Source organism: Ideonella flava, assembly GCF_051857595.1.
Taxonomy (GTDB): domain Bacteria; phylum Pseudomonadota; class Gammaproteobacteria; order Burkholderiales; family Burkholderiaceae_C; genus Ideonella.
In genome coordinates, this window is the sequence record NZ_JBPZHD010000008.1 from 270,806 (window position 1) to 293,873 (window position 23,068).

The window sequence follows — 23,068 nt, forward strand, 5'->3', positions numbered from 1 at the left end:
GGGCGCCGCGTCGGCCGATAAGGCCGACATGAAACTCCCCGCCTTCGTCGGCCGCGCCCTGCGGCCCTTCCTTGCCTTGGCGCTGGCGGGCCTGGCCCAGTCTTCCCTGGCCGGCGGCGAGTTGCGAGTCGTCACCGAAGAGCTGCCGCCTTACAACATGACGCAGGGGGGCCAGATCACCGGGATGAGCACCGAGGTCGTGCAGGCGGTGATGAAGGAAGCGGGCGTCCAGGCCCCCATCCATTCGATGCCCTGGGCGCGTGCCTACGACACCGCGCTGAACGAAGAAAACGTCCTCATCTACTCGATCACCCGCACGCCCCAGCGCGAGAAGCTGTTCAAGTGGGTGGGGGTGGTGGCGCCGACGCACTGGTACCTGTTCGCCCGCGCCGATCGGGTGGGCCCCTTGCGCCAGCTCGACGACGCCCGGCGCCTGCAGGTGGCCACGGTCAACGAGGACGCCGGAGAGCAATACCTGCTGGGACGCGGCTTCGTCATCGGCAAGAACCTGCAGTCGAGCAACCGCTACGAGCTCAACTACGAGAAGCTCAAGGCGGGCCGCGTCGACCTGTGGATAGCCAACGAGCTGAACGCGCTGTATCTCGCCCGCGAGGCCGGCGACGATCCCGAGCGGGTGCTCTTGCGGGTGCTGGACCTGGCGGACCTGGCCAGCGACGGTGGGCTCAACATGGCATTCAGCCTGAAGACGCCCGATGCCACGGTCGAACGCTTCCGCAAGGCGCTCGAGACAGTGCGACGCAACGGCACCTACGAGGCCATCCGGCGTCGCTGGCAGTGAGCCTGTCGCCCGACATCGAATCGATCTGGCCGGACGAATCGGCGCCGGCGCCGGCACGGCGCCGGGGCGCTTCGCTGGGCCGTCGCATGGTGCTGGCCACCCTCGCCTTCGGCCTGGTGTTCACGATGGCTGCGGTGGCGGTGCGAACCTGGTCGGCCTGGCAGGCCAATGTCGAGGCCATGAGCGCCGAACTGGCGCTGATCGACCACGTCTTCCAGCGCACGCTGTCCAAGGCCATCTGGGAGATGGACCGCGACGCGCTGAAGACGCAGCTCGACAGCGCCTCGCAGGTGGCGTCCGTCGGCGGCGCCACGCTGCGCATCTTCCAGCCGGGCAGAAAGCCCGAAGTGCTGGCGGCCAAGCGGGGCGACCTGTCCGGCGGCAGCTCGCGGGCGCCCGCCATCCACACCCAGCTGACCTACGAACCCTATCCCGGTGCGCGCGAGGTGGTCGGTGAGCTGACCCTGGTCGGCGATGAACGGCTGCTCTGGACCCGCCTGCGCGACGAGGCCGCGGGCATCGCCTTGACCCAGGCCCTGCAGACCCTGCTGCTGGCCGGCGTCGTGATGTGGCTTTTCAACCGCTCGGTGACGCTGCACGTGCGCTACATCGCGCAGCACCTGGGACGCCTCACGCCCTCCACGCTGGGCCAGCGCCTGCGCCTGCGCCGCCAGGGCGTGGAGGGCGACGAGCTCAGCATGCTGGAGACCGGCGTCAACGACCTGCAGTCCAAGCTGTCGAGCTACCTGGAGCGACAGCAGCAGTACGAGCGCGACCTGGCCTCGCACCGCGACCGCCTGGCCGAGTTGGTCGACGAACAGACGGCCGAGCTGCGGGCGGCCAACAAGCAGCTGGAAGAGGCGTCCCGAAGCGACCCGCTGACCCTCCTCGCCAACCGCCGCCACTTCGACGAGACCAAGGAGGTCGAGTTCAGGCGCGCCCAGCGCAGCGGCCAGCCGCTGACGGTGCTGATGTGCGACGTGGACCACTTCAAGCACTACAACGACTGCTACGGGCACGCCCGGGGCGACGAGTGCCTGGCCGCCATTGCGCGCCTTCTGCGTGACAACTTCGCGCGAGCCGGCGAGCTCGTGGCGCGCATCGGCGGCGAGGAATTCGCGGTGCTGCTGCCTGGCGTGGATGCCGACCACGCCCGCGCGGCCGCCGAACGACTGCGGCAGCGGCTGGCGGCCGAGGCCCTGCCCCACTGCGACTCCCCGACCTCGACCCACGTGACGCTGAGCATCGGCCTGGCGTCGTTCGACCCGGCCACGATGGATCGCTTCGATCAGCTGCTGCACCAGGCAGACCAGGCGCTGTACCGCGCCAAGGCCCAGGGCCGAGACCGGATGGCCGAATGATGGAGGACCCCCGCATGCCCGCACGATTCCTGGCCTCGATCGCCCTGTCGCTGACAGCCCTGGCCAGCCAGGCCCAGACCATCAAGGCCGTCACCGAAGACTCCTCCTACACCTACGTGCAGGGCGGCAAGGTCGCCGGCCCGGCCACAGAGATCGTCGAGCTCGCCCTCAAGCGCGCCGGACTGAGCGACTACCGCGTCGCCCTCTATCCCTGGGCCCGGGCCTACGACATAGCGCTGCAGGAGCCGGACACGCTGATCTACCTGATCGCCCGCACGCCGGCGCGCGAGACGCAGTTCAAGTGGGCCGGGGAGTTCATGCGCATCGAGTACCACCTGTACAAGCTGCGCGACCGCGGCGACGTGGCGGTGCACAGCCTCGATGACGCGAAGCGATACGCGGTGGCGGTGATGCGCGACGACGTCCGGCAGCAGTACCTGCAGTCGCGAGGATTCGACAAGCTGGTCGTCTCCGCCCGCAACTCGGACAGCCTTCGCATGCTGCTGGATCGCAAGGTGCACCTGTTGCCGCTGCCGGAGAGCGACGTGGCCCGCTTCTGCAAGGAGGCACAGGTCGATCCGTCGGCGCTGCAGAAGGTCCTCACGCTGGACGAGATGACCACCGGGATCTACATGGCCTACAGCCGAAGCACCTCGGACGAAGTCGTCAACCGCACGCGTGCCGCCTTCGACAAGCTCAAGTCCGACGGCACGGTCTCGCGCCTGATGCGGCCACGGCCCTGAGGCAAGCGATCCGGCGGGGATAATTCGCCGGTGAGCCTGAACGCCCCGCCGACCGACCTTTCGCCCACCCAGCGCGCGCTGGCCGAGCGCCTGGACGCCGCCCTGCCGCAAACCCAGTGCACGCGCTGCGGCTATCCCGATTGCAGCGCCTATGCCAGCGCCATCGCCGCGGGCGAAGCCGGCATCAACCAGTGCCCTCCCGGCGGCGCCGAGGGCATCGCGCGGCTGGCGGCGCTGACCGGGCGGCCCCTCGTGGCGCTGGATCCGGCCCATGGCCGCGAAGCGCCGCGCGGCGTGGCGGTGATCGACGAAGACTGGTGCATAGGCTGCACGCTTTGCATCAAGGCCTGCCCGGTGGATTGCATCGTCGGCGCGGCCAAGAGGATGCACACGGTGGTCGAGAGCGAATGCACCGGCTGCGAGCTGTGCATCCCCGCGTGCCCCGTCGATTGCATCGCGATGGAGCCGGTGACCGGGGAGCGCACGGGCTGGAATGCCTGGAGCCCGCAGGATGCCGACGCGGCGCGCGAGCGTTACGCCGTCACCCGCCAGCGCCGGCAGCGGGCGCAGGTCGAGAACGACGAGCGCCTGGCCGCCAAGGCGGCCCACAAGCTGGCCGACCTGCCCAACCAGACGCTGCACACCGACCCGGCCGTGATCGACAACAAGCGCGCCGTCATCGAGGCCGCGCTGGCGCGCGCTCGCGCACGGCGCGAGAAGGCCTGAAGTCTCGCCTCCATGATGAGCCCTCGCGACATAGAGAAATTCTTCGCCACCCTCCAGGCCGCCAATCCCCACCCCGAGACCGAGCTCGAATTCACCAGCGTCTTCGAGCTGCTGGCCGCGGTGCTGCTGTCGGCCCAGGCCACCGATGTCGGCGTCAACAAGGCCAGCCGGGCGCTCTTTGCCGCGGCGCCCACGCCGGCGAAGATGCTGGCCCTCGGTGTCGAGGGAGTCGAGGGCTACATCCGGACGATCGGCCTGTACCGCACCAAGGCGCGCCACCTGATCGAGACCTGCCGCATCCTCGTCGAGCAGCACGGCGGCCAGGTTCCGCACGACCGCCAGGCGCTGGAAGCCCTGCCCGGCGTCGGCCGCAAGACTGCCAACGTGGTGCTCAACGTCGCCTTCGGCGAGGCGACGATGGCGGTCGATACCCACATCTTCCGGGTTTCCAACCGCACCGGCCTCGCGCCCGGCAAGAACCCGCTGGAGGTCGAGCAACAGTTGCTCGAGCGCGTGCCCGAGGCCTACCGGGTCGATGCCCACCACTGGCTCATCCTGCATGGCCGCTATGTGTGCCAGGCGCGCCTGCCGCGTTGCGCGGCCTGCCGGGTGCGGCCCTGGTGCGAGTTCGAGCCCAAGACCCACGCGACGTGAAGAACACGATGCTGCGTGGCCTGCTCGTAGCCACCGCTCTCTGCGTGGCGCCCCTGGCCGGTGCGCAGCCCGTCAGCGTGGTGGACGACAGCGGCCACACCATCCGCCTGTCCAGGCCGGCGCAGCGGGTCATCACCCTGGGCCCGCACCTGACCGAGCAGGTCTTCGCGGTGGGCGGCGGCGCGCAGCTGGTGGGCGTGAGCCGGTTCAGTGACTTTCCGGCCGAAGCCCGCAAGTTGCCGGTCATCGGCGATGCGGCGGCGGTCCACCACGAGCAGATCGCCGGCCTCAAGCCCGACCTCGTCCTCGTCTGGCGCACGGGCTTTCCCGAGCGCGCCCGTGCACCGCTGCAGGCGCTCGGCATCCCGGTGTTCGAAAGCGAGATCCGCTCCATCCCCGAGCTCGCCAGCAGCCTGCGCCGGATCGGCGTCCTGCTGGGCCACCCCGATGCCGGCGAAGCGCAGGCCCGGCGCGTGGAGCAGCAATGGGCGAAGCTGCAGGCCGATCACGCCGGCCGCCAGCCGGTGCGCGTCTTCTACCAGCTGTGGCACCAGCCCCTGCTGACGGTCAACCGCGAGCACCTCATCAGCCAGGCGATCGCTGCATGCGGCGGCGTCAATGTCTTCGGCGAGCTGCCGACCTTCACCCCCACGGTGAGCTGGGAGGCCGCCGTCCAGCGCAATCCCCAGGTGATCGCCATGGCCGGGGCTCCCAGCGACCATCCCGAAAAGGGCGAATGGCCCCGCTTCCCCCAGGTGGAGGCGGTCAAGACCGGCCGGTTCGCGATGATCGACGGCGACCTCATCGGCCGCATGGGGCCCCGCTTCGTGCAAGGCGCGCAGCAGTTGTGCGACGCCATCGACGCCGCCCGCTGAATCGAGATGCGGCTGAAGTAGACGGGCAGCACCCGGCTTTTCGGTGCTTACGGCAGGGGGCCGCGATCGAACAATCGCCTCATGTTGCCCCTTGCCTTGACCGAAGAAGCCGGGATGAAGACGCCCCGCCTCATTCGCCGCTGGCTGCGCCCGGTTCCTCCGGCCAGCACGCTGCCGGGGCGCACTTCGATCAGCCCCCCGGCCGTGCTGGCCGAGGCCGAGCCGGTCTGGAAGATGCTGTGGGGCTGGCTGCGCACCAGCGACGCCCCGGCGCAGCGCCAGCTCCACGTGCTGGACCAGGCGCGCCGGGACTTCGCCGACGCCCTGGCCGACATTCCGGCCGAAGATGCCTGCGACCTGCGCCGGCGCGGCCAGTCGGCCCGCTCCTTGCGCGAGCTATGGCATCTCCGCGCCGAGCTCTACAGCGTGGTGGCCCGCCACCGCAGCCAGTCCGAGGCCGACCGCCGGCTGAGGCTGGTCAACCGCCACTTTCCCACCAGCACCCCGACGACCGCCCATGCCGCGCGTCCCGGCCAACGCCACGACGCCTGACGCCATGCCCGCACCGCAGGATTTCGACGACACGGCCTTCGAGACCGTCTTCTCCGCCAGCGACGCGGCCTGCTCCGGCATGCCGCAGGACCGCGCGGCCCGCCTCGCCGCCCGGCGCGCCTTCGTCGAGATGAAACTGCTCTTCGTGCGAGCCACCGCGCCGCTGGAGGATCGCAAGGGAGAGTGGCTCAGGCATCAGGTTCGCCAGGCCAGCGACCCGCTGGACCTGTGGCTGCTGCGCGGCCCGGTGCTGCGGGCCCTGAGCCAGGACGACCGCCGGCACCGTGCCTTGCGCGCGGAGCTGTACCGCAGCCTTGACAGCATCTTCCCCGAGGCCTTCGGCTTCGAGCCCGGAGCCAGCCTGCCGCCGACCATGCCCGTGCCCTGGGAAGCGCTCGCCACGCCCGGCCACCCCGGCGGCTACATTCGCTGACGCCCTTGCCCTGAGGGGCCTCACCCCCGGTGCAAAATCGGGGCGTGAACATCATCATCCTCGACGACTATCAGGACGCGGTTCGCAAGCTCAAGTGCGCGTCCAGGCTGCAGGACCTGAATGCCAAGGTGTTCACCAACACCGTCAAGGGCCTGGGTCAACTCTCCATCCGGCTGCGTGACGCGGAGGTGCTGGTCGCGATCCGCGAGCGCACCCAGTTCAACCGCCAGCTGCTCGAGAAGCTGCCCAAGCTGCGCCTGATCGCGCAGACCGGCAAGGTCGGCCCGCACATCGACATCGATGCCTGCACCCGGCTGGGCATCGCGGTGGCCGAGGGCGTGGGCTCCCCCCATGCGCCGGCCGAGCTGACCTGGGCGCTGATCATGTCCGCCATGCGCCGGCTGCCGCAGTACATAGGCAACCTGAAGCACGGCGCCTGGCAGCAATCCGGCCTGAAGTCGGCCTCCATGCCGCCCAACTTCGGCATCGGCACCCAGCTGCGCGGCCGTACCCTGGGCATCTGGGGCTACGGCAAGATCGGCGCGCTGGTGGCCGGCTACGGCAGGGCCTTCGGCATGACCGTTCGCATCTGGGCGAGCGACGAGTCCCGTGATCGCGCCCTCGCCGACGGCTACGAGGTCTTCAACTCGCGCGAGCAGGCCTTCGAGGAAAGCGACGTGCTCAGCGTGCACCTGCGCCTGTCCGACCGCACGCGCCAGGTGGTGACCCTGGCCGACCTGGGCCGCATGAAGCCGACCGCCCTGTTCGTCAACACCTCGCGTGCCGAGCTGGTCGAGGAGACGGCACTGGTCGCGGCGCTGAACCGCGGCCGCCCCGGCATGGCCGCGGTGGACGTGTTCGAGACCGAGCCCATCCTGCAGGGCCATCCCCTGCTGCGGCTGGAGAACGCCGTGTGCACGCCGCACATCGGCTACGTCGAGCAGGACAGCTACGAGCTGTACTTCGGCGCGGCCTTCGACAACGTGGTGGCCTTCGTCAACGGCAAGCCGACCAACATCGTCAACCCGGATGCGCTGAGGGTGCTCAGGTGACGGCGGCCGGGGACGGCAGCGCCTCCAGCGCCGTGCCGCCCCAGGCCGGCACGCGCCGCTCCGCGGGGCCACCGCGAGTCCTCGCCGGACGAGGCGCCCTGCTCTTCGGCAACTTCGTCATCGGCTGCGGCGTGATGGTCGTGGCCGGGTCGTTGAACGACCTGACACGCTCCCTGCAAGTCAGCGTCGCGGTCGGGGGCCAGCTGATCAGCGTCGCGGCCGCGGTGATGGCGCTGTCGGCGCCTCTCCTGGCCGCCTGGGTCGGGGGCGTGGATCGCCGCACGTTGCTCACCCTGTCGCTTGTCTGGTATGGCATCGGCCATGCGCTGTGCGCGCTGATGCCCAGCTATGCATCGCTGCTGCCGGCGCGGGCGCTCAGCATGCTCGCAGCGGCCGTCTTCACGCCGCAGGCCGCTGCGGCCATCGGCTGGCTGGCGCCGCCCGAACTGCGCGGCCGCGCCATCACCTTCATCTTCCTTGGCTGGAGCGTGGCCTCGGTCTTCGGCATGCCGCTGCACAGCTACATCGGCGAGGCCTTCGGCTGGCGCTACGCCTTCGCGCTGGTCGCCGTGCTGGCGGCGGTCGGGGCCCTGTGGGTGTGGCGCGCGCTGCCTGAAGGCATCCGTCCGCCGGCGATGAACCTGGCGGGTTGGGGCCAGGTCTTCACCCATCCGGCCCTGATGGCCATCGTGGCCGTGACCGCGATGTCGGGCGCGGGCCAGTTCACGCTCTTCTCGTACTTCGCCCCCTACTACCGCCAGGAGCTGCACGCCGACCCGACCACCGTCAGCGCCCTGTTCGCCTGGTTCGGTGGCTTCGGGCTGGTCGGCAACCTGCTGCTGTCGCGCCATGTGGATCGCATCGGCGCCGGCCGAGCGGCCACCGTGCTGCTGGCCGGCATCGCCATCAGCGCCGCCTTGTGGCCGCTGGCCCGCACGCCTGCCCAGCTGATGGCCGTGATCCTGCCTTGGGCCCTGGGCTGCTTCGCGTCGAATTCGGCGCAGCAGGCGCGCCTGGGCTCGGCGGCGCCCGCGCTGGCCTCGGCGCTGATGGCCCTGAACACGTCCGCCATCTACCTCGGGCAGGCGCTCGGCGCGGCCGGGGGCGGTGCCTTGATGGCCGCCAACCAGGCGGCCGGGCGCCCGCCCTTCGAAACCTTGCACTGGGCTTCGCTGGCGTGGATGGTGGCGGCGGTGGCCCTGAGCCTTTGGGCCGGCCGCGCGCTGGCCCGAAGGAGCGTGGCACATGCCTGAGGACGATGCACCGCGGCCCCGCCCGCGCGGCTGCCTGGAGCTCTTCGTGGTCTTCAGCCGCCTCGCGCTGCAAGGCTTCGGCGGCGTCCTGCCCATCGCACAACGCGAGCTGGTCGAGCGCACCGGCTGGCTGACGAGCCAGGAGTTCGCGGAGAGCCTGTCGATAGGCCAGGTGCTGCCGGGCCCCAACGTGGTGAATCTGGCGCTGATGGTCGGCGACCGCTACTTCGGCCTGCGCGGCGCACTTTCGGCCCTGGCCGGCATGCTGCTGCTGCCTTCGGTGCTGGTGCTGCTGCTCGCCGCCTTGTACAGCGGCCTGGCCGACGTGCCGGCAGTGGCGGGCGCCGTGCGAGGCATGGGCGCCGTGGCCGCCGGCCTGGTCCTGGCGATGGCCCTGAAGCTGGTTCCGACGCTGGGCCGCAACCCCCTTGGCCGCCCCTTGTGGATGCCCATCGCGCTGCTGTGCACGCTGGCGATCGCCTGGTGGCGCTGGCCGCTGCTGGCGGTCATCCTGGGCCTCGGGGGCACGAGCTGCGCCCTCGCCTGGTGGCGCCTGGGCGATCGGAAGTCCGGCGAAGCATGAACCTCGCCGACCTGTTCTCGCTCTTCGTCCACTGCGCCACCCTCAGCCTGCTCGCCATCGGCGGCGCGATCGCCACCGTGCCCGATCTGCAGCGCTTCGTCGTCGTCGAGCATGGCTGGCTGCAGGCCGCGGACTTCACCGCCTCGGTCGCCCTGGCCCAGGCCGCGCCGGGCCCCAACCTCCTTTTCGTCGCGGTGGTCGGCTTCAACGCGCTGGGCCTGCCGGGCGCGATGGCGGCCATGGCCGGCATCCTGCTGCCCAGCACCACCCTGACCCTGTTCATCACCCGCTGGGGCTCGCGCCGCCGCGACACCCGCGGCGTCAAGGCCTTCGTCGCCGGCATGGCGCCGATCACGCTGGGCCTGCTGGTCTCCACCGGCTGGCTGCTGGCCTCCCCCGTGGTCAAGCAGCCCGTCGCCGTGCTGCTGGTCCTGGCCACCGTCGCCACCATGTGGCGCACCCGCCTCAGCCCCCTCTGGCTCCTCGCCTGCGGCGCCCTGGCCGGCTCCCTCGGCTGGGTTTGACCCTGCTCGGTCTTATCGCCGACCTTCCACTTGGCGCTTCCCCAACTCAGGGCGTGCGCGGATCCGGCTCCGCCGGTCCGCTGGGCGAGCCTCCTCGGGGGGGCAGGCCCCGGGAGGGGCCGTGGGGGCCCTATGTCATGCGTATCCGGCTCCGCCGGTCCGCTACGGGTGGAGACTCACAGCGTCCCCTCGTCCTTGGTGCCGAATATCTTGTCGCCGGCGTCTCCCAGGCCCGGGATGATGTAGCCCTGGTCGTTGAGGTGGCGGTCCACCGCCGCCGTCCAGCAGCGTACGTCGGGATGGGCCGCGTCCAGCGCGGCGATGCCCTCGGGGGCGGCCACCAGCACCAGGGCGCGGATGTCCACGCAGCCGCGCCGCTTGAGCAGGTCCACCGTCGCGATCATCGAGCCGGCGGTGGCCAGCATCGGATCGATGATGAGCGCGGTGCGCTCTTCCAGCTTTCCGACGAACTTCTCGAAGTAGTGCTCGGGCTGCAGCGTCTCGTGGTTGCGGCTCAGGCCCACCACGCTGACCTTGGCGTTGGGGATCATGTCCAGCACGCCGTCGAGCATGCCGAGCCCGGCACGCAGGATGGGCACCACCGTCACCTTGCGACCGGCGATCTGGTCGATCTCGGTCAGGCCGCTCCAGCAGTTGATCGTCACCTTGGCGAGGGGGAAGTCGGCGGTGGCCTCGTAGGCGAGCAGTCGGGCCAGCTCGCCGGTCAACTCACGGAACTTCTTGGTGGAGATGTCGGCCTCGCGCAGCAGGCCGATCTTGTGGCGAACCAGGGGATGGTTGACGGCGATGACGGGCATGGGCGGCGTGCGGTCGAGGGGTAGGCGGATCGGCCAGTGTAGGCCTTCGTCCCGCGCCTGCCGTTCAGCCGAACAGCACGGGCAGCAGGGTCGCCGCGGTCCCTCGCAGCCACTCGTGCGCGTCATCGTCGATCTCGGTGGCATCGGGGTTGAGGATGACCACCCAGGCGCCGCCTTGCCGGGCCAGGCCCGCCAGTCCGGCCGCGGGCCAGACCGCGCCCGAAGTGCCGACCACGAGCATCAGCTGCGCCGCGGCCACGGCCGATTCGGCCTGCTGCAGAGCGCTGGCTGGCAGGTCCTCGCCGAACCAGACCACGCCGGGACGCAGCAGGTTGCCGCAATCCCCGCAGCTCGGCGGCTCGCCCGGCGTGGCCCGCCCGGGCTCGCACGCCGGGCCGCCACGGCGCGGACAAGGCTCCAGCCAGTGGTCCTGCAGGATGTCGCCGTGCAGGCGGATCGCATCGGTGTTGCCGGCCCGCTGGTGCAGGTCGTCCACGTTCTGCGTGACCACCGTCAGCCGGCCCGGATGGCGGCGAGCGAAGTCACCCAGCGCCAGGTGGCCGGCATTCGGCTGCGCCGCCCGCACGCCGGCCCGGCGCTCGGCATACCAGCTCCAGACGCGCTTCGGATCGGCCCGGAAGCCGGGCTCGCTGGCCAGTTGCGCCGGATCGAAGCGGGCCCACAGGCCGCTCAGGGCATCCCGGAAGGTCGGGATGCCGCTTTCGGCGGACATGCCCGCGCCGGTCAGCACCACGATGCGCCGGGCCGACTGCACCCGTTCACGCAAGCGGGCCAGCGAAGCATCCAACGCCCGCTCCCTCAGCCCTTGGCCATGCGCTGGCGGCGCACCTCGTAGAGGCACACGCCTGCGGCCACCGACACGTTCAGGCTCTCGACCGCGCCGGCCATGGGGATGGAGACCAGCTCGTCGCAGGTCTTGCGCGTCAGTTGCCTCATGCCCGCGCCTTCGGCGCCAAGCACCAGGGCGACCGGCCCGCTGAGGTCGACGTCGTAGAGCGTCTGCGCCGCGTCGTCGCTGGTGCCGATGATGCGAATGCCCCGCTCCTTCATCTCGTTCAGGCTGCGGGCGAGGTTGGTGACCATCAGGTAGGGCACGGTCTCGGCGGCTCCGGAGGCGACCTTGGCCACCGTCGCGTTCAGGCCCACAGCGTGGTCCTTCGGCGCGATCACGGCATGGGCGCCGGCGCCGTCGGCCACGCGCAGGCAGGCGCCGAGGTTGTGCGGATCGGTGACGCCGTCCAGCGCCAGCACCAGGGGTGCATCCACCTTGGCCGCCTCCACCCCTTCGAGCACCTCGTCCAGCGAATGCGTCAAAGGCAAGGGCTCGACGCGCGCGACGACGCCCTGGTGGCGAGAGTTGCCGGCGAGCTTGGACAGGCGGTCATCGTCGCTGTCGATCAGGCGCAGGCCTGCCTCGCGTGCGCGCTCGACGAACCCGCGCATGCGCGCATCGCGCCGGCTCGCTTCGACGTGGATCTCGGTGATGGAGGAAGGCGCCGTCTTCAGGCGCACGGTCACGGCGTGGAAGCCGTACAGGATGCGGGAGGCCATGGGGCGAAGGGTATCAGCGCGAGCGCCGGGCTCAGAACTGTCCTGTCGTCGCCCAGCGGTAGAGCCGGATGGCGCCTATGAGCACCGGCTGGTGCAGCATGTAGAAGCTGAGCGACCAGGTGCCCAGCACGGCGAGCGGCCGCGCGGCCGGCGGCAACTCGCCGGCCAGCACTTCGGGCCGCCGGCGCCACAGCCCATCCGCCAGCAACACCCCGAGCAGCATCACGCCCAGCCAGGGCAGCACGGGCACGAAATCCTCCGTCCGGGGCAGCCGCGTGACCAGACCCACCCAGTTCGTCCAGCGGGTGTCGAAGAAGGTGGCGTGCACCAGGCGAGGCAGCGCAAGCGCCAGCAACGCCAGGGCCGCGAGGGCGGCCCTGCCGGCCGACCCGCGCGCCAGCAGCGGTGGCGCAAGCAGCCGCACGATGAGCAGCATCACCGCGATGCCATGCAGCACGCCGAAGCTGATCCAGCTCGTCGGGAACATCATGGCCGAGCCGATGGACACCAGCGCCGCACAGCCCGCGACCTGCGCCCAGCGGCGCCAGAACCGGGGCCAGCGCTGGCCCGACTGCAGGGCCACCGCCTGTCCCATGCCCGCGCACAGCAGGAACAGCGTCACGATGCAGGTGCGCTGCACCCACCAGAACGGGTCGAGCTGGAAGTGCTGGCGCGGCGTGAAATAGCCGAAGTAGTTGAGGTCGAAGCAGAAGTGGAAGGCCGCCATCCAGACGATGGCCAGGCCGCGAAGCGCGTCGAGTCGCCCGTGACGGGCCGAGGGGTTCGAGATCAGGGTCGTCTGCACGCGGGGACGATACCCCAGGCCTCGAGCGCCCCGAGGCGACAATGGCCCGCGATGATCAAGCTGCTGCTGCTTCTGCTGTCCGGCGCCAAGCTCGGCAAGCTGTTCGCCTCCGGCGGCAGCATGCTGCTGTCGGTGGGCGCCTATGCCCTGGTCTTCGGATGGCGCTATGCAGCCGGCTTCGTGGCGCTGATGTTCGTGCACGAGATGGGCCACTACCTGGCCGCCCGCCGGCGCGGCCTGGCCGTGGGCCTGCCGACCTTCATCCCCTTCGTCGGGGCCTGGGTGCAGCTGAAGGACCTGCCGCACGACGCCGAGACCGATGCCTACGTGGGCATGGCCGGCCCGTTGCTGGGCACGGCGGCTTCACTGGCGTGCTATGTGCTCGCCCGCAACGAGAACAGCGACTGGCTGCTCGCCGTGGCCTATGCCGGCCTGCTGCTGAACCTGATCAACCTCATCCCCATCCTGCCCTTCGACGGCGGCCGCATCACGGCCGTGCTGTCGCCACGCATCTGGCTGCTCGGTGTGCCCGCCATGGCAGGGCTCTTCTGGTACAGCCCGAGCCCGATGCTGATCCTGATCGCGCTGCTGGCCGCGCCGCAGGTGTGGAAGGCGATCCGCTTCCGCCGGGACGATCCCCAAACGGCGGACTACTACCGGGTCGCGCCAGGCATCCGTTGGAGCTATGCGCTTTGCTACCTGGCGCTCGTCGCCTTCCTCGCCCTGATGGTGGCCGACCTGCATGAGCAGATCGGCACCCCGGGCGAGGCTGCCGCGGCGGTCCACCCGGACAGTGCCGCGCCGGAAGCTCAGGCCCCCCAGAGATAGTCCGTCACCTGGGTCTGCGCGCAGCCGGTCAGGGTCGCCAGGAGGGTGAGCTCGCTGGCCTCGACGTCACCGTCCGTGCCGGCGGACTGGAAGTAGTAGACGGCCGAGTCGGTGCCGTTGTCCACGACGAACACCGCCGTCTGGCCCGCTGCATAGCTGCCGTCCGCACTGCCTATCGCCGCGGCGGCCTTGGCCGTCGTGATCGGCCCGGCGATGTCGGACGTGCAGATGACCAGTTCCGCGCCGGCCGCGAATCCGCCCGGCCCTGCCAGGATGGTGGCCCCCTCGACCACCAGGTCGCCGTCACCCACCGGCAGCCCGCTGCCGCGCTGCACCGCCAGCAGGTCGACCCCGCTGCGAAAGTCGGTGAGGGTGTCCGATCCCACGAGGCCGGCCAGGATGAATTGATCGGACGTCGCCGTGTCGGAGCCGGACCCGCCGGTCAGCGTGTCGCTGCCGAGGCCCCCCACCAGCGTGTCACTGGCACTGCCACCGAGCAGCACGTCGTCGCCGCTACCCCCATCGAGGCGGTCACTGCCTCCCGCGGCCTCCAGGCGGTCGTTCCCCGCTTCGCCGGCGAGCACGTCGTTGCCACTGCCACCGGCCAGCGTGTCCAGGCCTTCGCCGCCATGAAGGCTGTCGGCGCCCCCTGCCCCATCCACGCTGTCGTTGCCGGCGCCGGACCAGATCTCGTCGCTGGTCGAAGTGGCCGGGTTGGAGACCACATCGTTGCCGCTGCCGAGGTAAAGCACCAGGCCTTCGATGTGGCTGATGGTGTTGCCGTTGACGTTCTGCGCGACGTTCGGGTTGTTGCTCCAGACGATCGCCGAGGTGGCGCTGCTCCAGTCCGCCCACAACGTGTCGGTGCCGGCACCGCCGTCGAGGGTGTCGGCCGCGGCGGGAACGCCCAGCCATTCGTCGTACAGCACGTCGCTGCCGTCGCCGGCGAGCAGGTTGTCGCTGCCCTCTCCGCCATCCAGCGTGTCCTTCTCGATCGTCGGGCCGCCGGTCAGCGCATCGTTGCCCTTGCCGCCCGACAGGTAGGCCCCTCCCGCGCCGGCGAGCAGGCTGTCGTTGCCATCGCCACCGAAGAGATAGTCGAAGCCGTCGCCACCGTCGAGGCTGTCGTTGCCGGCATCGCCGTAGAGCCAGTCGCTGTAGATTCCCGTCCCGCCGAGCAAGGTGTCGGTGCCGGTGCCGCCGTACAGCGTGTCGAACCCCGCGCCGCCGTCGAGGCTGTCGTTGCCGTCGCCGCCGTCGAGCACGTCGGCATCCTTGCCCGTGCCGCCGAGCAGGCTGTCGTCCCCGAGCTCGCCGTAGAGGTAGTCGAAGCCGGCACCGCCGTTGAGCTTGTCGTGGCCGGCGCCGCCGCGGATGTTGTCATCGCTGGTGACGTTGGCGTTCGAGACATTGTCCGCGCCGCTGCCGAGCCGCAGGACCAGTCCCTCGATGCCGACGATCAGGTTGCCGTTGACCGCCAGCTGCTGGGCCGGGTCGTTGGTCCACACGATGGCGCCCGTGGCGCCGCTCCAGTCCGCCCACAGGGTGTCGCTGCCCAAGCCGCCGTCGAGCGTGTCGGATGCGGCGAGGTCGCTGTTCCACTCGTCGTAAAGCACGTCTGCGCCGTCGCCGGCCGTCAGCCGGTCCAGGCCGGCGCCGCCATCAAGGACGTCGGCATCCGCGCCGGTGCCGCCGGTCAGCGTGTCGTTGCCTGCGTCGCCGCTGAGGACCCCACCGCTCACGCCGGCGAGCAGGCTGTCGTTGCCATCGCCGCCGTACAGCAGGTCGAAGCCGCTGCCGCCGTCCAGGGTGTCGTTGCCGGCCGCGGCATCGAGGGTGTCGTCGCCTCCGGCGCCCGAAAGGTTGTTGCCGCCGCCGTTGCCCAGGATCAGGTTGTCCAGGCCGTTGCCCGTGCCGTTGAGGTTCGCGCTGCCGCTCAGCGTGAGGTTCTCGACGTTGCTCGACAAGGTGAAGCTGGCACTGGCGGCCACGGCATCCAGGCCCGCCGAGGCCGTTTCGATGACACGGTCGCCGGCCTGGTCCACCACGTAGCTGTCGTTGCCTTCCCCACCGGTCATGGTGTCGGCCTGCGCCCCTCCGTCCAGCGTGTCATCCCCTTCCAGGCCGAACAGGGCGTTGGCGCCCGCATTGCCCACCATCACGTTGGCCAGCGCGTTTCCGGTGCCGGACAGATTGCCGGCACCTTGCAGCGCGAGGTTCTCCACCCGATCGCCGAGCGTGAAGGAAACACTCGACATGACGCTGTCGTTGCCCTCGGCCCCGGACTCGTTCACCACGTCGCCGAGGTCGTCGACCTGGTAGGTGTCATTGCCCGCGCCACCCGCCATGGCGTCGGCACCCAGTCCGCCGTCGAGCAAGTTGGAGCCGGCGTTACCGGTGAGCTCGTTCCCCTGTTCATTGCCTGTGCCTGCAAGGTCGGCTGTGCCGGTCAGCACCAGGTTCTCCAACCCCGCGGCCAGGACATAGGACAGCCCGGCCTGCACCGTGTCCGTCCCTTCGCCAGCGTCTTCGACCACCACATCGCCGGAGTCATCGACCCAGTAGGTGTCATCGCCGGTGCCGCCCGACAGGGTGTCCGCACCAAGCCCGCCGTCGAGCAGGTTGGAGCCGCTGTTGCCGGTCAGCGTGTTGGAGAGTTCGTTCCCCGTGCCCCTCAAGTCCGCCGCCCCAAGCAGGATGAGGCGCTCGACATCGGCGGCCAGGGTGATGTCGACGGTCGATCGGACCGTGTCCAGGCCTTCATCGGCCCCCTCGGACACGACGTCGCCCGCATCGTCCACGAGGTAGCTGTCGTCACCCGCTCCGCCCGCCAGCGTGTCCGCGCCCAGGCCGCCATCGAGCGCATTGGCGCCGCTGTTGCCCGTCAGGCTGTTGTCCCGGTCGTTGCCGGTGCCGGACAAGTCGGCCGTGCCGGTGAGCACCAGGTTCTCGAGCTTGCCGCCCAGGAGGTAGTCGACGCTGGCGAGGACCGTGTCGATCCCTTCGCCGGACAGCTCCGTGACCTCGTCCCCGGCCTCGTCGACGACGTAGGTGTCATCCCCCTCGCCGCCGATCATGGTGTCGGCCCCGAGGCCGCCATCAAGCGTGTTGGCGGCCGTGTTGCCTGTCAGGCTGTTGCCCAGTTCGTTGCCCGTGCCGGACAAGCCCGCCGCGCCCGTCAGGACGAGGTTCTCGACCTCGCTTGCGAGGCTGCAGTCGATGCCAGCGAACACGGTGTCGATGCCTTCGCCGGACAGCTCGGTGACCTCGTCGCCGGCCTCGTCGATGACGTAGGTGTCATCCCCCTCGCCGCCGATCATGGTGTCCTCCCCGAGGCCGCCATCGAGTGTGTTCGCGGCGGTATTGCCGGTCAGGCTGTTGGCCAGGTCGTTGCCCGTGCCGGACAAGCTCGCCGTTCCCGTCAGGACGAGGTTCTCGACCTCGCTTGCGAGGCTGCAGTCGATGCCAGCGAACACGGTGTCGATGCCTTCGCCGGACAGCTCGGTGACCTCGTCGCCGGCCTCGTCGATGACGTAGGTGTCATCCCCCTCGCCGCCGATCATGGTGTCGGCCCCGAGGCCGCCATCAAGCGTGTTGGCGGCCGTGTTGCCTGTCAGGCTGTTGGCCAGTTCGTTGCCCCTGCCGGACAAGCTCGCCGTTCCCGTCAGGATGAGGTTCTCGACCTCGCTTGCGAGGCTGTAGTCGATGCCGGCCAAAACGGTGTCGATGCCTGCGCTGGAGAGCTCGGTGACCTCGTCCCCGGCCTCGTCGACGACGTAGGTGTCATCCCCCTCGCCGCCGATCAGGGTGTCAGCCGCGAGGCCGCCATCAAGCGTGTTGGCGGCCGTGTTGCCTGTCAGGCTGTTGGCCAGTTCGTTGCCCGTGCCGGACAAGCCCGCCACGCCCGTCAGGACGAGGTTCTCGACCTCGCTTGCAAGGCTGTAGTCGATGCCGGCGAGGACCGTGTCCATGCCTTCATCAGCCAGCTCGGTGACCTCGTCGCCGGCCTCGTCGACGACGTAGGTGTCGTCGCCCACGCCGCCGGTCATGGTGTCGGCGCCCAGTCCGCCGTCCAGCGTGTTGGAGCCCGTATTGCCCGCCAGGCTGTTGGCCAGTTCGTTGCCGGTCGCGGACACATCGTCCGTGCCGATCAGGATCAGCTTCTCCAGGTCCGAAGCCAGCGCAAAACTGATCGTCGACTCGACGGTGTCGACGCCCTCGCCGCCGAGTTCGATGGCCTGGTCGCCGGCATCGTCGACGAAGTAGGTGTCGTCGCCTCCCCCGCCGATCATCGTGTCGGCCCCTTGCAGGCCGTCCATGACGTTGTCGTTTTCGTCGCCTACCAGCAGATCGTCGCCCTCGGTGCCGACGATCACGTCGTCGTGGCGCCAGCCGGGCACGATGGTGTGGCCTGCCTCGGTGGGTAGTGACATCGCCGCCGTCGACACCGCAAGGACCGCCCTGGCGGCGACGCCGTCACGACCGGGTGGCGCCTCGCCGGCTTGCCTGAGAGCGCCCGCATCGCTTGCGACCGCGTCTTGAACGCAGGCAACGTGCCGCATGGCCGCTGCCTTGCCAGCCTTCGAGCTCATGTTCACCTCCCTGGGTGCCGCATCCTTCGCCACGCTGGTGACGTGGCCTGCACGCCCGGCCGTGGGCATGTGGTGCGCGAGGGCCGGGGAAACAGCGGCGCAGAGATTGCATCACAGGCGCCCCGCGAAATGTGAAATCTGTGACAGATTCCAACTATCGACGCCGCGGGATGCGATGCACCGCCCTATCGATCGATTCGCACGGCCCGTTTGTCGCGGCCAGCACCGAGGCCGATCAGCACTTGCCGAACTTCAGCGCGCCGTCGCAGCGCGCCTCACGTCGCCTCGTCCAGCGAGATCGCGGTTCAGACTCTCTCGATGATGGTGGCGATGCCCATGCCGCCGCCGACGCACAGCGTGGCGCAACCGGTCGCCAGGTCACGCCGCTCGAGCTCGTCGAGGAGGGTGCCCAGGATGATGCAGCCGGTCGCCCCCAGCGGATGCCCCAGGGCGATGGCCCCGCCGTTGACGTTGACCCGGTCCATCTCCAGGTCCAGCTCGCGCACGCACTTCAGCGGCACCGACGCAAAGGCCTCGTTGATCTCCCACAGGTCGATGTCCGACCGGCTCATCCCGGCCTTGCACAGGGCCTTGCGGCAGGCGGGCGCCGGGCCGGTGAGCATGATGGTCGGCTCGGAGCCGATCACCGCCACGCTGCGGATGCGGCCGCGCGGCCTCAGGCCTGCTCTGCGGCCGGCTTCGGCGGAGCCGATCAGCATCAGCGCCGCGCCGTCGACGATGCCTGAAGAGTTGCCCGCATGGTGGACGTGCTCGATGCGCTGGAGCGTGGTGTATTTGCGCAGCGCGATGGCATCGAAGCCCGACTGGCCCATGGCGGCAAAGCTCGGCTCCAGCGTCGCCAGTGTCTCGGCCGTCGCGGACGGGCGGATGGTCTCGTCCTCTGCCAGCAGCAGCGCGCCGGCCATGTCGAGCACCGGCACGATGGAGCGGGCAAAGCGGCCATCCAGCCGCGCCGCAGCGGCGTGGCGGTGCGAGCGCACCGCGAATGCGTCCACGTCGGCCCGGCTGAAGCCCTCCAGCGTGGCGATGAGATCGGCGCCTATGCCCTGCGGGACGAAACCCAGGTGCTGGCTGACGACCGGATCCGTCATCCACGCGCCGCCGTCGCTGCCCATGGGACAGCGGCTCATGCTTTCCACCCCGCCGGCCACCACCAGGTCGTCCAGGCCGCTCATCACCTTGGCCGCCGCGAGGTTGACGGCCTCCAGGCCCGAGGCGCAGAAGCGGCTCAGGGTGACGCCGGGCACGGTCTGCGCCCAGTCGGCGTACAGCACCGCCGTACGGGCGATGTCGGCACCCTGCTCGCCCACCGGCGTCACGCAGCCCAGCACCACGTCGTCGACGAGGCGGGTGTCCAGGTGCTGGCGCTGCTGCAGCGCCCTGAACAGCCCGCGCAACAGCCAGACCGGGCTGGCCTGGTGCAGAGCGCCGTCCTTCTTGCCCTTGCCGCGCGGCGTGCGGACATGGTCGTAGATGAAGGCCTCGTTCATCGCCGATCGAGGCCCTTGCGGACGGTGTCGTTGATGACGCGCAGCTCGGCCAGCGTGGCGTCGATGTTCGCGCGCCTCGCTTCCAGCTCGGCGATGGCCTGGTCGGTGCGTTGCAGCACGTAGCGCATCTGCTGCACGCGGCCCTCGCCGTGCGAGCCATAGAGGTCGAGGTAGTGCTTGATCTCGGCCAGCGAGGAGCCTATGGCCTTGGCCCGCAGGATCAGCGCCAGGCGGGCCCGATCGCGCCGGGTGTAGACGCGCGTGCCGTTGACCCGGCGCGGGTGCAGCAGGCCCTTGTCCTCGTAGAAGCGGATGGCCCGCAGCGAGATGCCGAATTCGCGGCACAGCTCGGTGATGCCGAACAGGTCGCTCGTCGTCTCGTCGAGATGCGCCGCCACCGCATCCTGCGGCGACAGCTCGGCCACGTCGCCCGGCATGTCCATCGACCGACCTTCGCCCAGGCTCAGATCAGGTGCTGCAGCTTCATGGCGACCCCCATGTCGCCATCGACCTTGAGCTTGCCCATCATGAAGGCTGCGGTGGGCTCGAGCTCGCGCAGCAGCAGGCGAACCAGCGTGTCCAGGCTCAGGCCTATGGTGCAGGCAGCCTCGCCATCGTCGTTGCTGACGGTGTTGGGCACCTTGGCCCCGTCGATCAGCACCACGCCTTCGCTTCCGCAATCGAGCTTCAGCGTCGTGCCGAGCCCGCTGTCGCTGCCCACGCGTTCGCGCAACACCTTGGTGGCGGCTTTCAGATCCATCGTCACCTCCAGATCGAACCAGTTCGCTGCACTTTAGGACGCTGCGCCTTCCGTCGCACTAGCGAATTCCCTATTAGCGATTCGGGTGACGTTAACGTTACCCTTGTCGGCGTTGCGTAGACCGAGAAAGGCGCGCCATGGCTGCGCGATACGACAGCGTGTTCCGCCCGGGCCTGTTCGAGGGCCGGCGCGTCTGGGTGACCGGCGGCGGGTCGGGCATAGGGCGCTGCGTGGCGCACGAGCTGGCGGCCCTCGGGGCCGAGGTGCTCATCAGCGGCCGCTCGGAGGACAAGCTCCAGCGCGTGGCCGATGAGATCACCCAGGACGGCGGCCACTGCCGCTGGCGCGCGTTCGACATCCGCGACGAAGAGGCCGTCAAGGCCCAGGTGGCCGATGCGGCCGCCGAAGGCCCGATCGCGGGCCTGGTCAACAACGCCGGAGGTCAGTTCCCTTCGCCAGTGATGGGCATCAGCAAGCGTGGCTTCGACGCGGTGGTGGCCAACAACCTGACCGGCGGCTTCCTGATGATGCGCGAGGTCTTCGTGCAGAGCATGCAGCAGCACGGCGGGGCGATCGTCAACATGACCGCGGACTTCCGCAACGGCATGCCCGGCATGGCGCACTCCGGCGCGGCGCGGGCCGGCATGGCCAACCTGACGCAGACCGCGGCCTACGAATGGGCCCACGCCCATGTGCGAGTCAACGCGGTGGCGCCGGGCTGGGTGGCCTCCAGCGGCATGGACACCTACGGCGGCGCCGTGAAGGCGATGATCCCGAAGCTCAGGCACCACGTGCCGCTGCGGCGACTGGCCACCGAGGCCGAGGTCGCTTCGGCCATCGTCTTCCTGCTGTCTCCCGGGGCTTCCTTCATCACCGGCGTCACCCTGCAGATCGACGGCGGCGCCTCGCTCGGCAGCGCCATCTACCCCAGCATCGACCACGCCGGCTCGCCGCCGTACGACGGCTTCCACCGCGCCGTCACGCCCGAGGTCCTGAAGTGACCGTCTGGCACAGCACGCTCGACCCTCGCAGCGCGGCGTTCGGGGCCAACGCCACCCGCATGGGCGAGCGGCTGGCGGAGGTGCAGGCGCTGCAGGCGAAAGTCGCCGAGGCCTCGAATGCCAAGGCCGCGAAGTTCGAGCAGCGTGGCCAGTTGCCGCCGCGCGAGCGGGTGGCACGGCTGCTGGACCGGGGCAGTGCGTTCCTGGAGCTTTCACCGCTCGCGGGCCTGGGCCTGCACGACGACGACGGCCGGGAAGCGGTGATGGGCGGCGGCTCCATCGTCGGCATCGGCGTGGTCGCGGGCCGGCGCGTGCTGGTGTCGGCCAGCGATTCCGCCATCAAGGGCGGCACGGTGCCGCCGATGGGGCTGAAGAAGGCGCTGCGGGCGCAGGAGATCGCCCGCGAGAACAAGCTGCCGCTGGTCTACCTGGTCGAATCCGGCGGCGCCAACCTGCTCTACCAGAGCGAGATGTTCGTCGAGGGCGGGCGCAGCTTCGCGAACCAGGCGCGGCTGTCGGCCGCGGGCATCCCGCAGATCGCCGTGGTGCACGGCTCCTCCACGGCCGGCGGCGCGTACCTGCCCGGCCTGGCCGACTACGTGGTGCTGGTGCGCGGCCGATCGAGCATCTACCTCGCCGGGCCACCGCTGGTGAAGGCCGCCATCGGCGAAGACGCGACCGACGAGGAGCTCGGCGGCGCGCAGACCCACGCCGAGGTCACAGGCCTGGGTGAATACCTTGCCGAGAACGACGCCGACGCCATCGCCACGGTCCGCGAGCTGCTGGCCGCATGGCCCTGGGACGAGGTCGATGCTGACGCCTCGCCGGCCCCCGAGCCGCTGTACTCAACCCAAGAGCTGATGGGCGTCGTGCCCGCCGACGAACGCGAGCCCTACGACGTCCGCGAGGTGATCGCCCGCCTGGTCGACGGCTCCGACTTCCTCGAGTTCAAGGCGCCCTACTCGCCCGACACGGTCTGTGGCCATGCGCGCCTGGCCGGTCACCGCATCGGCCTCATCGGCAACAACGGCCCCATCCAGCCCACCGGTTCCACCAAGGCCGCGCAGTTCATCCAGTTGTGCGACCAGGCTGGCGTGCCGCTGGTCTTCCTGCAGAACACCACCGGCTACATGGTGGGCCGCGCCGCCGAGCAGGCCGGCGCCATCAAGCACGGCAGCAAGATGATCCAGGCGGTGGCGAACGCGCGCGTGCCGAAGTTCACCGTCGTGCTCGGCGGCTCCTTCGGCGCCGGCAACTACGGCATGTGCGGCCGCGGCTTCGACCCGCGCTTCATCTTCAGCTGGCCCAGCGCCCGCACCGCGGTGATGGGTGGAGCACAGGCGGCCCAGGTGATGCGCATCGTCACCGCGGCCAAGATGGCGCGCGAGGGGCAGAAGGTGGACGAGAACGCGCTGGCCGCCTTCAGCGAACCGCTGCGGCAGCGCATCGACCGGGAGTCGAGCGTGCTCTTCGGCACTGCGCGCTTGTGGGACGACGGCGTGATCGACCCGCGCGACACGCGCCGCATCCTCGCCCTGTGCCTCGCGCTTGCCGCCGAAGCCGAGCGCCGACACCTGCGCCCCAACACCTTTGGCGCGGCCCGCCTGTAGACACGAGGAGACCCCC

Annotated in this window: 23 protein-coding genes; 15 read left to right on the forward strand and 8 right to left on the reverse strand. The window is 70.1% G+C overall.

The annotated features are described in order from the left end of the window. Positions 1-28: 28 nt before the first annotated feature. The 12 genes from ACS5PM_RS18985 to ACS5PM_RS19040 all read left to right on the forward strand — a co-directional run bounded on the left by ACS5PM_RS18985 (position 29) and on the right by ACS5PM_RS19040 (position 9,555). A complete protein-coding gene (locus tag ACS5PM_RS18985) occupies positions 29-799 on the forward strand; it encodes a substrate-binding periplasmic protein (protein ID WP_439389237.1) in 771 nt (256 codons plus the stop codon). After that, the gene (locus ACS5PM_RS18990; protein WP_439389238.1) at positions 796-2,160 is read left to right on the forward strand and encodes a GGDEF domain-containing protein; all 1,365 of its coding nucleotides are present in this window, start codon (positions 796-798) and stop codon (positions 2,158-2,160) included. Before ACS5PM_RS18985 ends, ACS5PM_RS18990 begins: the two co-directional genes overlap by 4 nt. A gap of 14 nt (positions 2,161-2,174) precedes the next feature. Next, complete coding sequence (locus ACS5PM_RS18995) at positions 2,175-2,903, forward strand: substrate-binding periplasmic protein (RefSeq protein WP_439389239.1); 729 nt, start codon at positions 2,175-2,177, stop codon at positions 2,901-2,903. Between the two features lie 30 nt (positions 2,904-2,933). Next, on the forward strand, positions 2,934-3,629 hold the full coding sequence (rsxB, locus tag ACS5PM_RS19000) for an electron transport complex subunit RsxB (protein WP_439389240.1): 696 nt from the start codon (positions 2,934-2,936) through the stop codon (positions 3,627-3,629). A 15-nt stretch (positions 3,630-3,644) separates the two neighbouring features. Next, positions 3,645-4,283: an endonuclease III gene (gene nth, locus ACS5PM_RS19005; protein WP_439389373.1), complete on the forward strand. Its 639-nt coding sequence runs from the start codon at positions 3,645-3,647 to the stop codon at positions 4,281-4,283. Then, positions 4,280-5,158, forward strand: coding sequence for a cobalamin-binding protein (locus tag ACS5PM_RS19010; RefSeq protein ID WP_439389241.1), 879 nt, complete (start codon positions 4,280-4,282; stop codon positions 5,156-5,158). The genes nth and ACS5PM_RS19010 overlap by 4 nt, the downstream gene beginning before the upstream one ends. Before the next feature lie 114 nt (positions 5,159-5,272). Next, complete coding sequence (locus ACS5PM_RS19015) at positions 5,273-5,710, forward strand: hypothetical protein (RefSeq protein ID WP_439389243.1); 438 nt, start codon at positions 5,273-5,275, stop codon at positions 5,708-5,710. Further along, positions 5,676-6,143, forward strand: coding sequence for a hypothetical protein (locus tag ACS5PM_RS19020; RefSeq protein ID WP_439389244.1), 468 nt, complete (start codon positions 5,676-5,678; stop codon positions 6,141-6,143). The genes ACS5PM_RS19015 and ACS5PM_RS19020 overlap by 35 nt, the downstream gene beginning before the upstream one ends. 44 nt (positions 6,144-6,187) lie before the next feature. Next, on the forward strand, positions 6,188-7,195 hold the full coding sequence (locus ACS5PM_RS19025; protein ID WP_439389245.1) for a D-2-hydroxyacid dehydrogenase family protein: 1,008 nt from the start codon (positions 6,188-6,190) through the stop codon (positions 7,193-7,195). Continuing rightward, complete coding sequence (locus tag ACS5PM_RS19030) at positions 7,192-8,448, forward strand: MFS transporter (protein ID WP_439389246.1); 1,257 nt, start codon at positions 7,192-7,194, stop codon at positions 8,446-8,448. Before ACS5PM_RS19025 ends, ACS5PM_RS19030 begins: the two co-directional genes overlap by 4 nt. Continuing rightward, a complete protein-coding gene (locus ACS5PM_RS19035; RefSeq protein ID WP_439389247.1) occupies positions 8,441-9,031 on the forward strand; it encodes a chromate transporter in 591 nt (196 codons plus the stop codon). The genes ACS5PM_RS19030 and ACS5PM_RS19035 overlap by 8 nt, the downstream gene beginning before the upstream one ends. After that, positions 9,028-9,555, forward strand: a complete 528-nt coding sequence (locus ACS5PM_RS19040; RefSeq protein WP_439389248.1) for a chromate transporter — start codon at positions 9,028-9,030, stop codon at positions 9,553-9,555. The genes ACS5PM_RS19035 and ACS5PM_RS19040 overlap by 4 nt, the downstream gene beginning before the upstream one ends. Before the next feature lie 176 nt (positions 9,556-9,731). Here the strand turns inward: ACS5PM_RS19040 and upp are convergent, their stop codons facing one another. The 4 genes from upp to ACS5PM_RS19060 form a co-directional block, all read right to left on the reverse strand. Then, complete coding sequence (gene upp / locus ACS5PM_RS19045; protein ID WP_439389249.1) at positions 9,732-10,373, reverse strand: uracil phosphoribosyltransferase; 642 nt, start codon at positions 10,371-10,373, stop codon at positions 9,732-9,734. A 64-nt stretch (positions 10,374-10,437) separates the two neighbouring features. Beyond that, complete coding sequence (locus ACS5PM_RS19050; RefSeq protein WP_439389250.1) at positions 10,438-11,181, reverse strand: SIR2 family NAD-dependent protein deacylase; 744 nt, start codon at positions 11,179-11,181, stop codon at positions 10,438-10,440. Positions 11,182-11,192: 11 nt separating this feature from the next. After that, on the reverse strand, positions 11,193-11,945 hold the full coding sequence (gene rlmB / locus ACS5PM_RS19055) for a 23S rRNA (guanosine(2251)-2'-O)-methyltransferase RlmB (RefSeq protein ID WP_439389251.1): 753 nt from the start codon (positions 11,943-11,945) through the stop codon (positions 11,193-11,195). A 31-nt stretch (positions 11,946-11,976) separates the two neighbouring features. Beyond that, positions 11,977-12,750 (reverse strand): heparan-alpha-glucosaminide N-acetyltransferase, encoded by a 774-nt coding sequence (locus ACS5PM_RS19060; RefSeq protein WP_439389252.1) that lies wholly within the window; start codon positions 12,748-12,750, stop codon positions 11,977-11,979. Between the two features lie 51 nt (positions 12,751-12,801). Between ACS5PM_RS19060 and ACS5PM_RS19065 the strand changes: the two genes are divergently transcribed. Further along, entirely contained in the window at positions 12,802-13,578 is a 777-nt protein-coding gene (locus tag ACS5PM_RS19065) for a site-2 protease family protein (RefSeq protein ID WP_439389253.1), read from the forward strand. Here the strand turns inward: ACS5PM_RS19065 and ACS5PM_RS19070 are convergent. The 4 genes from ACS5PM_RS19070 to ACS5PM_RS19085 form a co-directional block, all read right to left on the reverse strand. Continuing rightward, positions 13,560-18,170, reverse strand: coding sequence for a beta strand repeat-containing protein (locus tag ACS5PM_RS19070; RefSeq protein WP_439389254.1), 4,611 nt, complete (start codon positions 18,168-18,170; stop codon positions 13,560-13,562). The two genes, ACS5PM_RS19065 and ACS5PM_RS19070, sit on opposite strands and share 19 nt — an antisense overlap. A gap of 305 nt (positions 18,171-18,475) precedes the next feature. Then, a complete protein-coding gene (locus ACS5PM_RS19075; RefSeq protein WP_439389255.1) occupies positions 18,476-19,681 on the reverse strand; it encodes an acetyl-CoA C-acetyltransferase in 1,206 nt (401 codons plus the stop codon). Then, entirely contained in the window at positions 19,678-20,124 is a 447-nt protein-coding gene (locus ACS5PM_RS19080) for a MerR family transcriptional regulator (protein WP_439389256.1), read from the reverse strand. The genes ACS5PM_RS19075 and ACS5PM_RS19080 overlap by 4 nt, the downstream gene beginning before the upstream one ends. 20 nt (positions 20,125-20,144) lie before the next feature. Continuing rightward, positions 20,145-20,441, reverse strand: coding sequence for an SCP2 sterol-binding domain-containing protein (locus ACS5PM_RS19085; protein WP_439389257.1), 297 nt, complete (start codon positions 20,439-20,441; stop codon positions 20,145-20,147). 137 nt (positions 20,442-20,578) lie between these two features. On the opposite strand from ACS5PM_RS19085, the gene ACS5PM_RS19090 reads away from it, so the two are divergent. Together ACS5PM_RS19090 and ACS5PM_RS19095 are read left to right on the forward strand one after the other, a co-directional pair. Further along, positions 20,579-21,442, forward strand: a complete 864-nt coding sequence (locus tag ACS5PM_RS19090) for an SDR family oxidoreductase (protein ID WP_439389258.1) — start codon at positions 20,579-20,581, stop codon at positions 21,440-21,442. Then, positions 21,439-23,052 (forward strand): acyl-CoA carboxylase subunit beta, encoded by a 1,614-nt coding sequence (locus tag ACS5PM_RS19095; protein ID WP_439389259.1) that lies wholly within the window; start codon positions 21,439-21,441, stop codon positions 23,050-23,052. The genes ACS5PM_RS19090 and ACS5PM_RS19095 overlap by 4 nt, the downstream gene beginning before the upstream one ends. Positions 23,053-23,068: the final 16 nt, after the last annotated feature.